15 protein-coding genes are annotated in these 14892 nt (G+C 64.1%); 11 read left to right on the top strand and 4 right to left on the bottom strand.

Annotated features, from left to right (window positions below):
- The first annotated feature begins 35 nt into the window (after positions 1–35).
- The 7 genes from AOQ71_RS37810 (at position 36) to AOQ71_RS37780 (ending at position 5867) form a co-directional block, all read left to right on the top strand.
- Positions 36–1205 (top strand): acetyl-CoA acetyltransferase, encoded by a 1170-nt coding sequence (locus AOQ71_RS37810; protein ID WP_057758193.1) that lies wholly within the window; start codon positions 36–38, stop codon positions 1203–1205.
- A 128-nt stretch (positions 1206–1333) separates the two neighbouring features.
- Positions 1334–1540 carry a hypothetical protein gene (locus tag AOQ71_RS37805; RefSeq protein ID WP_057758191.1) on the top strand — a complete coding sequence of 69 codons (207 nt, stop codon included), beginning with the start codon at positions 1334–1336 and terminating at the stop codon, positions 1538–1540.
- Between the two features lie 112 nt (positions 1541–1652).
- Positions 1653–2852 (top strand): CaiB/BaiF CoA transferase family protein, encoded by a 1200-nt coding sequence (locus AOQ71_RS37800; protein WP_057758189.1) that lies wholly within the window; start codon positions 1653–1655, stop codon positions 2850–2852.
- Between the two features lie 123 nt (positions 2853–2975).
- Positions 2976–4112 carry a thiolase family protein gene (locus AOQ71_RS37795; protein WP_057758187.1) on the top strand — a complete coding sequence of 379 codons (1137 nt, stop codon included), beginning with the start codon at positions 2976–2978 and terminating at the stop codon, positions 4110–4112.
- A complete protein-coding gene (locus AOQ71_RS37790; protein ID WP_057758185.1) occupies positions 4109–4468 on the top strand; it encodes a Zn-ribbon domain-containing OB-fold protein in 360 nt (119 codons plus the stop codon). Before AOQ71_RS37795 ends, AOQ71_RS37790 begins: the two co-directional genes overlap by 4 nt.
- A gap of 542 nt (positions 4469–5010) precedes the next feature.
- Entirely contained in the window at positions 5011–5538 is a 528-nt protein-coding gene (locus AOQ71_RS37785; RefSeq protein ID WP_057758183.1) for a carboxymuconolactone decarboxylase family protein, read from the top strand.
- Between the two features lie 26 nt (positions 5539–5564).
- Positions 5565–5867: a nucleoside triphosphate pyrophosphohydrolase family protein gene (locus tag AOQ71_RS37780; RefSeq protein ID WP_057759035.1), complete on the top strand. Its 303-nt coding sequence runs from the start codon at positions 5565–5567 to the stop codon at positions 5865–5867.
- A gap of 39 nt (positions 5868–5906) precedes the next feature.
- On the opposite strand, the gene glsA is transcribed toward AOQ71_RS37780, so the two are convergent.
- Both glsA and AOQ71_RS37770 read right to left on the bottom strand, forming a co-directional pair.
- Positions 5907–7754, bottom strand: coding sequence for a glutaminase A (gene glsA / locus AOQ71_RS37775; protein WP_057758181.1), 1848 nt, complete (start codon positions 7752–7754; stop codon positions 5907–5909).
- Between the two features lie 99 nt (positions 7755–7853).
- Entirely contained in the window at positions 7854–8114 is a 261-nt protein-coding gene (locus tag AOQ71_RS37770; RefSeq protein WP_057758179.1) for an acyl-CoA carboxylase biotin carboxyl carrier protein subunit, read from the bottom strand.
- A 95-nt stretch (positions 8115–8209) separates the two neighbouring features.
- On the opposite strand from AOQ71_RS37770, the gene AOQ71_RS37765 reads away from it, so the two are divergent.
- From AOQ71_RS37765 to AOQ71_RS46520, 3 genes are all read left to right on the top strand, one after another.
- Positions 8210–9184: an IclR family transcriptional regulator gene (locus tag AOQ71_RS37765; RefSeq protein WP_057758177.1), complete on the top strand. Its 975-nt coding sequence runs from the start codon at positions 8210–8212 to the stop codon at positions 9182–9184.
- Positions 9114–10673 (top strand): acyl-CoA carboxylase subunit beta, encoded by a 1560-nt coding sequence (locus AOQ71_RS37760; RefSeq protein WP_057758175.1) that lies wholly within the window; start codon positions 9114–9116, stop codon positions 10671–10673. Before AOQ71_RS37765 ends, AOQ71_RS37760 begins: the two co-directional genes overlap by 71 nt.
- Positions 10674–10994: 321 nt before the next feature.
- Positions 10995–11345: a hypothetical protein gene (locus tag AOQ71_RS46520; RefSeq protein WP_347336730.1), complete on the top strand. Its 351-nt coding sequence runs from the start codon at positions 10995–10997 to the stop codon at positions 11343–11345.
- Positions 11346–11369: 24 nt separating this feature from the next.
- Here the strand turns inward: AOQ71_RS46520 and AOQ71_RS37750 are convergent, their stop codons facing one another.
- Positions 11370–12845: an FAD-binding oxidoreductase gene (locus tag AOQ71_RS37750; protein WP_057758170.1), complete on the bottom strand. Its 1476-nt coding sequence runs from the start codon at positions 12843–12845 to the stop codon at positions 11370–11372.
- A gap of 180 nt (positions 12846–13025) precedes the next feature.
- Positions 13026–13475, bottom strand: a complete 450-nt coding sequence (locus AOQ71_RS37745) for a c-type cytochrome (protein ID WP_057758168.1) — start codon at positions 13473–13475, stop codon at positions 13026–13028.
- Positions 13476–13823: 348 nt separating this feature from the next.
- On the opposite strand from AOQ71_RS37745, the gene AOQ71_RS37740 reads away from it, so the two are divergent.
- On the top strand, positions 13824–14870 hold the full coding sequence (locus AOQ71_RS37740) for an alpha/beta hydrolase (RefSeq protein ID WP_245317361.1): 1047 nt from the start codon (positions 13824–13826) through the stop codon (positions 14868–14870).
- Positions 14871–14892: the final 22 nt, after the last annotated feature.

Here is a 14892-nt window from a genome sequence, read left to right as displayed (position 1 = left end):
TTAGGTCAGCAAGAGACCGCCAGGGAGAGAAGACCATGACTGCCAGCATCGTCGGATGGGCGCATACGCCGTTCGGCAAGTTCGACACCGAAACCGTCGAAAGCCTCGTCACCCGGGTCGCCAATGAGGCGATGGCCGATGCCGGCATTTCGGCCTCCGATGTCGACGAGATCGTGCTTGGCCATTTCAATGCCGGCTTCTCGGCGCAGGATTTTACTGCCTCGCTGGTGCTGCAGGCCGACCCGAAGCTGCGCTTCAAGCCGGCCACCCGTGTGGAGAACGCCTGTGCGACGGGCTCGGCTGCCGTCCATCAGGGCCTGCGTGCGATCGCCGCAGGCGCAGCCAGAATCGTGCTGGTCGTCGGCGTCGAGCAGATGACCCGCACACCGGGGCCGGAGATCGGCAAGAACCTGCTCAAGGCCTCGTACCTGCCCGAGGACGGCGACACCATCGGCGGCTTTGCCGGCGTGTTCGGCAAGATCGCCAGCTCCTACTTCCAGAAATACGGCGATCAGTCCGATGCGCTGGCGCTGATCGCGGCCAAGAACCACAAGAACGGCGTCGCCAATCCCTTCGCGCAGATGCGCAAGGATTTCGGCTTCGACTTCTGCCGCGCCGAGAGCGAGAAGAACCCGTACGTCGCCGGTCCCCTGAAGCGCACCGACTGCTCGCTGGTGTCCGACGGCGCCGCCGCGCTGGTGCTGGCCGACACCGAGACCGCCAGGACCATGAGCAAGTCGATCGGCTTCCGCGCCACCGCGCATGCCCAGGACTTCCTGCCGATGAGCAAGCGCGACATCCTCCAGTTCGAGGGCTGCACGGTCGCCTGGCAGCGCGCGCTGGAGAAGGCGGGCGTGACGCTGTCCGATCTCTCCTTCGTCGAGACCCATGACTGCTTCACCGTGGCCGAGCTGATCGAGTACGAAGCGATGGGACTGACGCCGAGGGGGCAGGGCGCCCGCGCCATCAAGGAAGGCTGGACGCTCAAGGACGGCAAGCTGCCGGTCAATCCGTCCGGCGGCCTGAAGGCCAAGGGCCACCCGATCGGTGCCACCGGCGTCTCCATGCATGTGATGACCGCGATGCAGCTCGCCGGGCAGGCGCCCGAGGGCATGCAGTTGAAGAATGCCAAGCTCGGCGGCATCTTCAACATGGGCGGCGCGGCCGTTGCCAACTACGTCTCGGTTCTCGAGCCATTGAAGTAAGGTTCGACTCTTGTAGGGTGGGCAAAGGCGCAAAAGCGCCGTGCCCACCATTTCCTTGCGGTAGATCATGGTGGGCACGCTTCGCTTCGCCCACCCTACGGCTCCTGATTGATTCGCGGAAAAGCATCATGAGTACTAACTACGAAGATTCACTCTCTATCGAAGCCCTCAACGATCGCATCGCGATTCTCGAGGATAATATCCGCCAGCTGATCGAGCAGGCCGCCGCCGCCTCCGGCGAGCAGAACGAGTCGCGCATCGCCGACCGCATCAACCAGCAGAACGACGAGCTCGAGCGTCTCATGAAGATCCGCGAATCCCGCCAGAAGAAATAGCGGCCGCGTCCGCGCGCATGCGGCTATTCGCCGGCCGCCCTTGCGCATGCGCCACCACTCCCCTTAGCTGGACCGAAATCGCGGGAGAGCCCGCGCAATCGGGAGCGAACCAATGGGGCCGCTGAAGGGCATCAAGGTCGTCGACATGACCACCGTGCTGATGGGACCTTATGCGACCCAGATGCTCGGCGACTACGGGGCCGACGTCATCAAGGTGGAATCGCTCGACGGCGACGTCACCCGCCTGATCGGCCCGATGCGGCATGCCGGCATGGGCCCGGTGTTTCTCAACACCAACCGCAGCAAGCGTTCGATCTGCCTCGACCTGAAGAAGCCCGCTGGCCGCGAGGCCGTGCTGCGGTTGCTGAAGGATGCCGACGTTCTCGTCTACAACGTCCGACCGCAGGCAATGGCGCGGCTGCAGCTCGGCTATGACGTCGTCTCCGCGATCAATCCGCGGCTCGTCTATGCCGGTGTGTTCGGCTTCGGCCAGGACGGGCCATACGCGGCAAAACCCGCCTATGACGATCTGATCCAGGGCGCAACCGCGTTGCCGGCCTTGATGGCGCAGACCGGCGACGGCGTGCCGCGCTACGTGCCGAACGCGCTGGTCGATCGCATCGTCGGCCTCACCGCCGTCGGCGCGATCTGTGCCAGCCTCGTGCATCGCGACCGTACCGGCCACGGCCAGCGTCTGGACATCCCGATGTTCGAGACCATGGCCGGCTTCGTCATGGGCGATCACATGGGCGGGCTGACTTACGAGCCGCCGCTCGACAAGGGCGGCTATGCCCGCCACCTCTCGCGCGACCGCAGGCCGTACAAGACCTCGGACGGTTATCTCAGCGTCATCGTCTACAACGACAAGCAGTGGGAGAATTTCTTCAAGGCGACCGGGCGCGATGACCTGCGCACTGATCCCAAATTCGCGACCTTCGCGGGGCGCGCGGCCAATATCGATGTCGTCTATGCCGAGCTCGCCCGCATCTTTGAGACGCGCAGCACGGCTGAATGGATCGAGCTGCTGACCAGGGCCGATGTGCCCGTCATGCCGATGCACGACCTCGCATCGATCCTGCACGACGAGCATCTCGAAGCGACCGGTTTCTTCCCCGTCGTCAACCATCCGACCGAAGGCCCGATCCGCAGCATGAAGGTGACGGCGAGCTGGTCGGAGACCGCGGCCGAGCCGGTGCGGCTGGCGCCACGCCTCAACGAGCATGGCGCGCAGATCCTGCGCGAGATCGGCTACTCCGAGGGAGAGATCGCCGCCATGGTCCGCGATGGCGTCACACGCGCGGCACCGGAGTAGGGGAGGGGATATGGCGAAAGCTCTCTCCGCCGTCATTCCGGGGCTCGCGAAGCGAGAACCCGGAATCTCGCGATTCCGGGTTCGGTCCTTCGGACCGCCCCGGAATGACGATGGGGGCGCGCCATGAGCTTCATCGCCGGCGTTGGCCTCACGTCTTTCGGCAAGCACGAAGGCTCGTCCTCGCTCGACCTGATGAGCGAGGCGGCGCGAGCCGCGCTCGACGACGCCGGCCTCAAGCGCGCCGAGATCGACGGCATCCTCTGCGGCTATTCCACCGTCTCGCCGCACATCATGCTGGCGACTGTTTTCGCCGAGCATTTTGGCATCCGGCCGTCTTACGCCCATGCCGTGCAGGTCGGCGGCGCGACGGGCCTTGCGATGACCATGCTAGCCCATCACCTCGTCGTATCAGGTGTCTGCCGCAATGTGCTCGTCGTCGCCGGCGAGAACCGCCTGACCGGGCAGAGCCGCGATGCCTCGATCCAGGCGCTGGCGCAGGTCGGCCACCCCGACTACGAGGTGCCGCTCGGTCCGACCATCCCCGCCTATTACGGCCTCGTTGCCAGCAGGTACATGCACGAATACGGCGTGACCGAAGAAGACCTTGCCGAATTCGCCGTGCTGATGCGTGCGCACGCCTGCACCCATCCTGGGGCGCAATTCCGCGATCCCATCACGGTGGCCGATGTCATGGCCTCCAAGCCAGTGGCGATGCCGTTAAAGCTGCTGGATTGCTGCCCGGTGTCCGACGGCGGCGCTGCGTTTGTGATCAGCCGGGAGCGAACCGGCGAGGCGGGCGTGCGGATCCGCGGCTGCGCGCAGGCGCATACGCATCAGCACGTCACCGCCGCACCCGGCTTAAGCGAGCTCGGCGCCGAAATCTCCATCGCGCGCGCGAAGGAGGCTACGGGGCTGGCAATATCAGACGTGCGTTACGCCGCGATCTACGACAGTTTCACCATCACGCTGGCCATGCTGCTGGAAGACCTTGGCCTTGCCGGACGAGGCGAGGCGGCTGCGCGCGTGCGATCGGGGCATTTCGGCCGCGACGGCGAGATGCCGCTCAACACGCATGGTGGCCTGCTCAGCTACGGCCATTGCGGCGTCGGCGGCGCCATGGCGCATCTGGTCGAGGCGCATTTGCAGATGACGGGCCGGGCAGCGAATCGCCAGGTGCGTGACGCCTCGATTGCGCTGCTGCACGGCGACGGCGGCGTGCTGTCGTCCCATGTCAGCATGTTTCTGGAGCAAGTGCGATGAGCGAGCGCTTAGCTGATTGGACCAGGGGCGAAGAGGCCATTACCTACCAGGCCTGCGCCGCGTGCGGTCGTGTCCAGTATTTCCACCGCGCTTTCTGCGCCGCGTGTGGAGCCGCAGGTCTGCGCGAGGCGCGCGCCAGCGGCAAGGGCAGGGTCTACGCAACCTCTCTGGTCTGCCGCGCCGCCACGCCCGAGACGCGCGCGCACGTACCCTACAACATCCTCCTCGTCGATTGCGCCGAAGGATTTCGGATGATGGCCCATGGCGATAACGGATTGGCCATCGGCGATGCGGTCACGGCGAGCTTCAGGCCGTTTGCCGGTCAGCTCGTGCCGTACTTCGCCAAAGAGAAATAGTGGGATTGGGATGCTGTAGCCCGGATGGAGCGCACGAGGGAATTTCGTCATTCGGGGGCGGTCGTGGGACCGAGCCTGGAACGGGAATTCTGGGCCTGGCCTGCCGGGGCCGCGCTTTGCGCGGTCCCGACGGCCACTCCGGAATGACGAAAACTGTAGAACTCGAACTCAGCGCGCGTAGAACAAGATGCTGGCGACGACGAGCATCGCCATCACCGCCAGCATATGCGCGAGCGCTTCCGAGGCTGCCCCCTTGGAGGCTTCCTTCATGCCGTTTTCTCCCTAGACTTGGGCATGACTCATCATTGCGTGCTAAGCGCGCAGACGGCCAATTGCTTTTACTCGGAACACCCCACTCGAGTATTCACCGCGATTAAGTCCCCACGCAGCGAATATCGACTGTGCCAAGGTCGATCAGCAATGCGGCGGCAATTTGACTCGATAATGTTGCTCCTGCGTCGGGCTGCGAATAGAGTTTTTGGGAACTTATTCCGGTAACGACAATAAGCCTCAAAGGCGTCAGGAAAAACCCAAGGTAAATCATGGCCCGTATCGACTACAGCGATCCGTCCAAGGCGTCCGACCGCACCCGCGAAATCCTCGACAAAAACCGCAACGCCAATATTTTCCGCATGATGGCGCATTCGCCGAGCTATTTTGAGCAGTATTGCCGGCTCGGCGGCGCCATCAGGCACAAGGGCGAACTCGATCCTGTTCTGCGCGAGCTTGCGATCACGCGCACCGGCATTCTGTGCGAGGCGCCGTACGAGATCATCGCGCACAAGCGCATCGGCAAGAATGTCGGCGTCACCGACGCGCAGAACGAGGCGCTGGAGAACTGGCAGGCCGCCGACTGTTTCGATGAGACGCAGCGCGCCGCGCTCGCCTTCACCGACGACATCGTCAAGCTGAAGAAGCCGACCGATGCGACCTTCAGGGCAATCGCCGCGAAGCTGACGCCGGCCGCACTGGTCGAGTTGCAGCTCTCGGTCGGATTCTACATCATGACGTCAAAGTTTTTGGAGACGTTTGAGATCGATCTCCAGCCCGTCACCGAAGTGGTGGGCTGATCAGAGGCGAGATGCGGGGGATGGTCATGACGATCGATGAATATGCGGCCTGGGCTGCAACCATTGCGAAAGTCGACGAGCATCCCTCGAACGAGCGGCTGTCCTATCTCGGGTTGGGCCTTGCCGGCGAAGCGGGCGAAGTCGCCGAGCACATCAAGAAACTCCTGCGTGACGACTGGCTCGACAAGGCGGGTCTCGTCGAAGAGCTCGGCGACGTTATCTACTACTGGGCCTGCCTGTGCGCCGCGACCGGCCAGCAGCCGTCCGAATTGCTCAAGGCCAGCGCCGCCAAGATCAAGCGACGCATCAGCGAGGCAGCGAGCCGCTGAACCCGACCTCTCCCCGACGGGGAGAGGTGAAGACTGTGCTCACGTCGAAGTCAGAATATCCACCTTGGTGTTGGCGACGATCAGGCGATCGGCGAGCAGCTGCGCCAGGTTGCGCATGATGCGCTCCGAGGCACGCGGATGCTGCCTGCGAAAGCGCTCAAAGTCCTTCAGCGGCACTTCGAACGCAGTCGCTGCCATATCCGCGAACACGTCGGCGGTGCGGGCGGTCTCGATCAGGGCCATCTCGCCGAAGGCCATGCCGGCGGTCAGCGTCGCCAGGCGCACGCCGTCGGGCAGGGTGACATGCACCGCGCCGCTGCGCAGGAAGAACAGCGCATCGGCCGGATCGCCCGTCGTGACGATCTTTGCGCCGGACTGATAGGTCCTGATGGTGCAGATCGAGGCGAGATCGGTCAGCTCTTCCGCGCTGAGGCCGTCGAGCAGCGGCTGTTCGGACAGCTCGGTGGTCTCGTGAAAATCGATCGAGCCGCCGTAGCGATAGACGATCTGGTCTTCCGCCCATTCGATCGCCGTGTCGAGCAAATAGAAGTCGCGGACGTTCTTCAGCTCCGCGGTCCACTCCCGCAATGTGTCCCATTCCCTGGAGGCGCGACGAACGCCTGAAATCACCACGGTGACATCGAGCGCGGCCAGCTCCTCGAAAGCCTCGGCGATCAGCCGCGCGCCGGCGCGCGTCGTCGAGGTGACGCGGTGCAGGTCGAACACGACGATTTGCGGTCGCGGTCGCCCGGCGAGCCGCCGCGAGACATAGTCGACGGCCGACAGCGACAGCACGCCGACCAGCTCGATCACGCGCACGGCCTGCTCGTGCGCGGCAAGGATGTCGCGCTCCTGCTGGCGGCGGACGCGGCGTGACGGGCTCTTGCCGATATCGTAGTCGGCGATCACGGCGTTGCGGGCGTCATCGCTGCGGTTGAGCATGTGCAGGTCGTAATGCGAGGACAGCGCCTCGCAGACCTTGATGCCGCGCACGCTGTTGCCGTGCTTGTCGAGCTTTGGCGAATAGCTGCCGAGCCCGAGACGGGCCGGGAGCGCGGCCAGAATGCCGCCGCCGACGCCGCTCTTGGCGGGGATGCCGATCCGGTAGATCCACTCGCCGGCATAATCATACATGCCCGACGACGTCATCACCGACAGCGTGCGCGAAATCGCATACGGCGTCAGCACCTGTTCGCCCGTCACCGGATTGACGCCGCGATTGGCGAGCGTCGCCGCCATCACTGCGATGTCGCGCGCGGTGACCAGCACGGCGCATTGGCGGAAATAGACGTCGAGGACTTCAGCGACATTGTCCGAGATCACCGCATTGGTCTTGAGCAGATAGCCGATGGCGCGATTGCGGTCGCCGGTCTGGCTCTCCGAGGAGTAAACCGCCTCGTCGACGGCGAGTTCGCGCCCGGCAAAGCGGCTGAGCGCAAGCCGGATCTGCTCAAAGGCCTCAGATCCCTTACTGTCGTAGATCAGCCCCGTGCAGGCGATCGCGCCGGCATTCACCATCGGATTGAACGGATGGTTTTCCGCGTTGAGCCGGATCGAGTTGAAGGGATCGCCCGAGGGTTCGACGCCGATCGCCCCCTCGACCTTGCCCGCGCCCAAAAGATCCAGCGCCAAAGCGAACACGAACGGCTTGGACATCGACTGGATGGTGAAGGGCACCCGGGAGTCGCCCACCTCGTAGACATGACCGTCAAGCGTGGCGAGGCTGATGCCAAAATAGGCAGGATCGGCTTTGCTCAGTTCGGGAATATAATCTGCGACATGGCCTGCAGTCTCCGCGGAGAATTCATTGAGGCATGTGTCGAGAAACCGCAGCAGCGGCGGCTTCGAGCGGGTCCAGGCGGAGGCGTGCAACGGTTGCGCTATCATCGCTCCCTTGTGCAACGCATTAAGCATATGCGCAACCCGTCCGGTCTCGTGGTGACGCCCGAACGCAAGACTCCACGCGCCCTTCCGATATCATCTGTTTCAGATTGTCGTGGCCGACAAGCCGCCGATGGCGCGCGCGCAGCTCACGACGATCGCGATCGCCTGTCCCTCGGCAACGAGATCATCGATCTTCACGAGCAATGATGTCAGCGTGCCCGATGCAGGCGATTGCACCGGTATCTCCATCTTCATGGCTTCGACGACCACAACGTCCTCGCCATCGGCGACAGTTCCTCCAACTTGCACGGGAGTTGCGCAGATGCGGCCGGCGACCTCCATGACGATCTTAATTTCTGGCATGCCATCGCCTTTTTGTTGTCGTGGCAAAATGCCTGAGGTAGCGTCGTTCACAAAGTGGAATTTAATTCCGCAGAGCGGAACAAACGGTAGGGATCATGGGACGACGTTCGGAGCGGTTAAGCAGGCAAGGTGCGCTCGCTGGCGATGCCGGTGAGGGGGATGTCATCCAGGTGGTGTCGCGCGCGTTCGACGTGTTGCGATGCTTCGAGGGCCACGAGGCGCGGCTCGGCAATCTCGAAATTTCGAATCGCTGCGGCCTGCCGCGCTCGACGGTGTCGCGGCTCACGCACACGCTGACGCGCATGGGGCAGCTCGTCTATCTGCCGCGCGATCAGAAATACCGAATCGGTCCGAGCGCCGTGGCGATGAGCGCCTCGATGATGAAGGGCGCGCAGCTGCGCAGCATGATCCGCCAGCGGCTTCAGGAAGTCGCCGAGCAGCTGCCCGGCACCGTCGGCTTCGTCGTGCCCGATCGCTTCCATCTGGTCTATCTCCAGTTTGCACGCTCGCCTTCTGCGCTCGGCCTGCACGAGGGCACCGGCAGCCGCATCTCGATGGCCTCGACCGCGGCGGGCGCGGCCTACACCGCGGCCCTGGCGCCGCAGGTCGGCGATGCCTTCATCAACGACATGGAGCGCGAAGCGCCGGAGGCTGCAAAGATCCTGCGGCCCCGCATCGAGGCCAACAGGCAGTCGCTGCGCGAGCGCGGCTATGTCACGGCCTGCGGGCTGTGGAGCCCGCACATCAACGGCCTGGCGGTACCGATCTGGTCGCCGCAGTACCAGACCTTCGTGGTCGTCACGATCGGGCTTCTGTCGGCGATGTATGACGAGCAGCGCCTGGATGCCGAGGTCGCGCCGCTGATGCTGGCGCTCGGCCGCTCGCTCGGCAGCCTGATGGAAGGCGCCGAAGGCGATGCCTTCAACAACCGCATCTCGCGCAAGCCGGTCGCAATATCAGTGCATAACAATAACAAGCCGATGAGTTCGGAGGGAGTGAATGAACTGGAAGCCGGAACTCGACGAGCTCGCCCGGCGCGAAGCTTTCGCGCGGGAGATGGGCGGCGTTGACAAGGTCAAGCGACAGCATGACCAGGGCCGGCTGACAGTTCGGGAACGCATCGACAGACTGATCGACAAGGGTAGCTTCCACGAGATCGGTGCCGTCTCCGGCATCGGTGAGTACGATCCCAAAGGCGAGCTGAAGACCGTGACGCCGGCGAACTGCGTGTTCGGCCGCGCGCGTGTCGACGGCCGGACCGTCGTGGTGGTCGGCGACGACTTCACCGTGCGCGGCGGCTCGGCGGATGCGTCGATCTCGGCAAAGCCCTTGATGGCGGAGGAGATGGCGCACGACTTCCGTCTGCCCATCATCCGCATCATCGAGGGCTCCGGCGGCGGCGGCTCGGTCAAGACCATCGAGACCAAGGGCGCGGCGAACCTGCCCGGCGGCATCGGCGGCACGCGCTGGTATCGCTTCACGACGGAGAATTTATCGCGCGTGCCCGTGGTCGCGCTCGGTCTCGGCTCGGTCGCGGGCTTAGGTGCCGCGCGCCTTGCCGCCAGCCACTATTCGATCATGACCCGGAAGTCCGCGATGTTCGTGGCAGGGCCGCCGGTGGTGAAGGCGCTCGGTCAGAACCTTTCAAAGGAAGAGCTCGGCGGCGCTGATATTCAGACCAAGGCCGGTGCGGTCGATCATGCCGTCGATACCGAGGAGGAGGCCTTTGCCTGCGCCCGGCGCTTCCTGTCCTATCTGCCGTCGTCGGTCTACGAGCTGCCGCCGACCCTGCCTTGCATCGACAATCCGGAGCGCATGGAAGAAGCGCTCATGAAGGCGGTGCCGCGCAACCGCAAGCAGGTCTACAAGGTCAGGCCGATCATCGAGCAGGTCGTCGACAAGGGCTCGTTCTTCGAGGTCGCCAGTAATTTCGGCAAGCCTATCATCGTCGGCCTCGCACGGCTCGAGGGCAGGGCGGTGATGCTGCTCGCCAGCGACAGTTTTCACTATGGCGGCTCCTGGACGGCCGATGCCTGCCAGAAGGTGGTTCGCTGGGTCGACTTCGCCGAAACCTTCCATCTGCCGATCGTCTATCTCATGGACTGCCCGGGCTTCATGATCGGTCTCGATGCCGAGAAGGCGGCGACCATCCGCCATGGCGTCCGCGCCATGGCCGCGGTCAACCAGACCACCGTGCCCTGGTGCACCGTGATCCTGCGCAACGCCTTCGGGGTCGCCGGCGTGGTGCACCAGCCCGCCGACCGCTTCTCGATCCGCTACGCCTGGCCGTCCGCCTATTGGGGCTCGCTGCCGCTCGAAGGCGGCATCGAAGCTGCCTACCGCGCCGACATCGATGCCGCCGAGGATAAGGCAGCCAAGCTGAAGGAGATCGAGGAGCGACTCAACAGACTTCGCTCGCCGTTCCGCTCGGCCGAGAAATTCTGGGTCGAGGAGATCATCGATCCCCGCAAGACACGCTCGCTGCTCTGCGAGTTCGCACGTCTCGCCGAGCCGCTGCGCAAAGCGGGGCCGCCGGAGAATTTCTCGATCAGGCCGTAGGGTTCGGCCGTCCAGCAGCGAGCAAGTTAACCCAAGTTAATTCCGCAGCGCCTTTCCGCCGCTGTTCAGGCTCATTTCAGCCAAACCAATATTGATCTTTTGCAGCGGGGCAGGACCCTCCAACTCAGAGTCCTGCAAATGATCAAGCCAGTTCTTTCTGCGTGCATTTTTGTTGTCGCCAGTTCTGCCGTTGCCGACGCGCGGCCTTATCGCGCTGTCCAAGCCTCTGAATGCAACGTCACCATGCCCTGTGACTTCTCCTATTCGCCCACGCGACGCGAGCGGGCTCCCAGGCCGTTGCAGGCCTATCGCTCAACGCAAATGACGGTGACCGATGCCGGCGCCACGGCCAGCACGATCAGCGTCTCCGGCGAGCGCATCATCGGAGGCCGGCCCGCCGGTTGCCCATCGTCGTTCTGTGGCTGCGGCGCGGCGCTGCGCGTGTTCGGTCATGTCGTGCCGGAATTGAATCTTGCATCCAACTGGCTGCGCTTTCCGCGCGCGGCGCCGGCGCCGGGCATGGTCGCGGCGCGACGGGGGCATGTCTTCGTTCTCGAGCAGTCTCTCGGCGGCGACATGTGGATGGCGTACGACGCCAACTCGGGCGGTCACGCCACACGCATGCACGCGCGTTCGCTGCGGGGCTACACCATCGTCAATCCGCGCGGCTGAGGAAACGGCGAGGTGCTCGGCCCATCACACCCGCAGCACCTTGCCCGGATTCATGATGTTCTGCGGATCGAGCGCGCGCTTGATGGTGCGCATGATGTCGAGCTCGGTCTTCGAGCGGTAGTGGCTGAGCTCGTCGAGCTTTTCGATGCCGATGCCGTGCTCCGCCGAGATCGAGCCGCCCATGGAGGTGATGAGGTCGTTCACGGCCCGCGTGATGGCGGCGGTATACTGGTTCAGCGTCTGCTGATCCATGCCGATGGGCCCCATGAACGAGAAATGCAGATTGCCGTCGCCGATATGCCCGAGCGGATAGGGGCGAATGCTCGGGAGAATGTCGAGCACGGCCTTGAGCCCCTTGTCGATGAACTCGGGTATCCTGGAGATTGCTACCGACACGTCATAGCTGATCCCCGGCCCCTCGGCGCGGGCGGCCTCGGCCATGGCTTCCCGGATGCGCCACATGTTGCGTGACTGACTGACGGTCTGCGCGATCACCGCATCGAGTACGCGACCGGCTTCGAACTGGTCGGCGAGAAACGCCTCCAGCTTCTCCGACATGCCGTCGGCCCCGTCCTGCCGCGGGCGCGAGGACGACCATTCCAGCAGCAGGTACCACGGCGTGTCCGCCTTCAGCGGATCCTGCACACCGGGAATGTGGCGCATCACGAGGTCGACGGCCGCGCGGCTCAAGAGCTCGCAAGAGCCGACATTGTCCTCGGACGCCGCGTGCGCTTCGGACAGGATCTCCAGCGCCGCGCGCGGATCGCGAACGGCCAGCCACGCCGTGCAGACATCCTTGGGCGCCGGCCACAGCTTGAGGACGGCCTTGGTGATGATGCCGAGCGTTCCCTCGGCGCCCATGAAGAGGTGCTTGAGGTCGTAGCCGGTGTTGTCCTTCTTCAGCGCGCGCAATCCATTCCAGACGTCGCCATTGGGCAGCACGACCTCGAGCCCGAGCACGAGATTGCGGGCATTGCCATAGCGCAGCACCTGCACGCCGCCGGCATTGGTCGAGAGGTTGCCGCCGATCATGCAGGAGCCCTGGGCACCCAGGCTGAGCGGCAGGAACCTGTCGTGACGGCTAGCTGTCTCCTGAAGCGTTTCCAGCACGCAGCCGGCCTCGACCGTCATGGCATAGCCGACCGGGTCGACGTCGAGCACGCGGTTCATCCGGCCCAGCGACAACACGATGCCGGTGTGCGCAGGCCAGGGCGTGGCCCCACCCATCAGCCCGGTGTTGCCGCCCTGGGGCACAATGGCGACGCCATGCTCGTGGCACAGCCGGACGACCTTTGAGACTTCCTCGGTACTTCCGGGACGAACGACGGCACCGGCGCGGCCAAACAGCAGCCCGCGCCAATCGGTGATGAACGGCTGCATGCCGTGTTCGTCCTCGATGAAACCCTTCTCGCCCACGATCGCGCGCATCGCGTCGCGGAGCTGGGCGGTCAGGGGAGTGGTCGGAATGGTGGGGACGGGCGACGGGAAGGCAGTCGGCATCTTGTTTCCTCTGGCGCATCTTGGTGTGCACTGCGCGCGCGAAGCGCTTGAGGTCGCATTGTCCACGTTTGGGCCGTCACGGCAATATGCCCCGAGCCAGGGGTGGGAGGCATTGGGCGGCGGGCCGCTCTGGAGGGCAGCCGGGCGCCGGGGGCCGGTCATCTCGATCCTTGCCGGCTGCTACTTTTGCTGAATCCGGCTGAGATAATCGACAACAGAGAGGATGCGCTTTCGCACGACGACCTCGGGGTTCTTTTCCGGCCCGGCCTTTTCCCAATATGACGGGTCGACATAGTGAGGCAGGTTGACGATGGGATTGAACCGCTCGCCCCAAATCGGCATTTCACGAGAGCCGTGAGCGGGAACTGTTTTCATTCCCTCTATTGTTTCGTAAATGGCGTCCGCGGGAAATACGCCGTTGTTGTTCTTGGCCAGCATCGTCAAATCGGCAGGCGATGTCCTCAGCTGGTTGCTGACCGGCCCTTTGCCCCTCGCATCCGCACCATGACAGCTCGCGCAGGACGACTGAAACTCTGACTTGCCGACGTCGACGTCTTCAGCCTGGGCCGCGGCGGTGAAACCAGCGGTAAGACCGGCAATTATCAAAACCTTGACAGCATGTTTTCCCATGTCGCGCTCCGACGCCGGCGAGTTAGGCCTCACTTCCTAGCCGCTTCGTTCCCCGACCGTTTGATGCACATCAAGGCTGGTTTCCGGCATAGAAGCCTTTGGGCCGGAGTTCTGGCAAGGGATCATCGCGTCGTCGGGAGCCGGCTTGCCGGACCGGAGGGTTGATCTGGATCAATCGGAAGCGCGGGCAGCTGTCTTTCCTTGGCGGATGCGCCCGCTGGCGGCGCTAAAATCGGGGCCGGCGACAAGCGATTGTGAGACTGCTCCGGACCCCATTGTGTGCGCCGGAAGGAGAACCGGATGCATCCTCGGAGCCGTACCGTCGCTTCCCTGCACGTTGCTGCTGTCGTGCTGACCGTGCTGGCCTGCATTTCCTGCACCATGCGCCCCCTGCAAGGAGTGCTGGTCCCGAGCAGTGAGGCCGTTGAAGCGACCTCCCAAATTCCTATTCTGATCGGAACGACACGGGCGCGTTCAAGTGGCGATCCCGGGGAGATGTTCAGCCGGGAGCCCTCGACCGAGATGGCATTTGCCCAGGTCACCGTGTCGATTCCCCCGGATGGATTGCGCAAGGTCGGAGAGATCCAGTGGCCGCTCTCGCCTCCCGGCGATCCGCGCAAGGAGTTCGTCACGGCATCGGCTGCTAATCTGGATCGTGCCGAATTCAATGCTGCCATCACCCAAGCGGTGAAGGCCACGCATCGCAACAAGACGATGGTCTTCGTGCACGGCTTCAACAACCGTTTTGACGATGCGGTGTATCGCTACGCGCAATTCGTCCATGACGGCCGGCTTCCCGTCATTCCCATCCTGTTTTCATGGCCGTCGCAGGGGGCGGGCAACCTTGGGTCATACGATCACGACCGCAAGGTCGCGGGCCAATCGGGCGCGGCACTGACCGAACTGCTGGTGGCCGTGAACGCCAATCCCGCCATCAAGGAGATCACGTTCGTCTGCCATTCCATGGGCTGCCTGGTCACACTCGATGCGCTGCGGAGCAGGGCCTCGCGGAGTGGATCGGTGTCGAAGCTGAAGAATGTGGCGCTGGTTGCGCCCGACATCGGCTTCGACGAGTTCATCAGCGCGGCCGAAGCTCTGGGACCGCGGCGCCCCCGCATCGGCCTGTTCCTGTCGCAGGATGATGTCGCTCTCAAAATATCGACGTCGCTTGCTGGAGGGACGAGCCGCCTCGGCGCTATCGATCCGAAGGAAGAGCCGTACAGAAGTGCGTTGGCGCAGCAGAAGATCCTGGTATTCGACCTCACGCACCTTGGCGGAGACGATTCCCACTCCCGAGCCTTCGACGAAGTGAGCTCCGTCATGGGGATGGTCGAGCGCAGGCTCGCGCAGGGCCAGCAACTTGGCGAGGATGCTTCAAGAACGGCCTCGCGTTAGCCCGGCTTGCTCCCGGCTGCGT

Origin of the sequence: Bradyrhizobium manausense, assembly GCF_001440035.1 — a bacterium.
In the GTDB taxonomy this organism is placed as follows: Bacteria; Pseudomonadota; Alphaproteobacteria; order Rhizobiales; family Xanthobacteraceae; genus Bradyrhizobium; species Bradyrhizobium manausense.
This window is presented reverse-complemented; position numbering and strand designations above follow the sequence as displayed.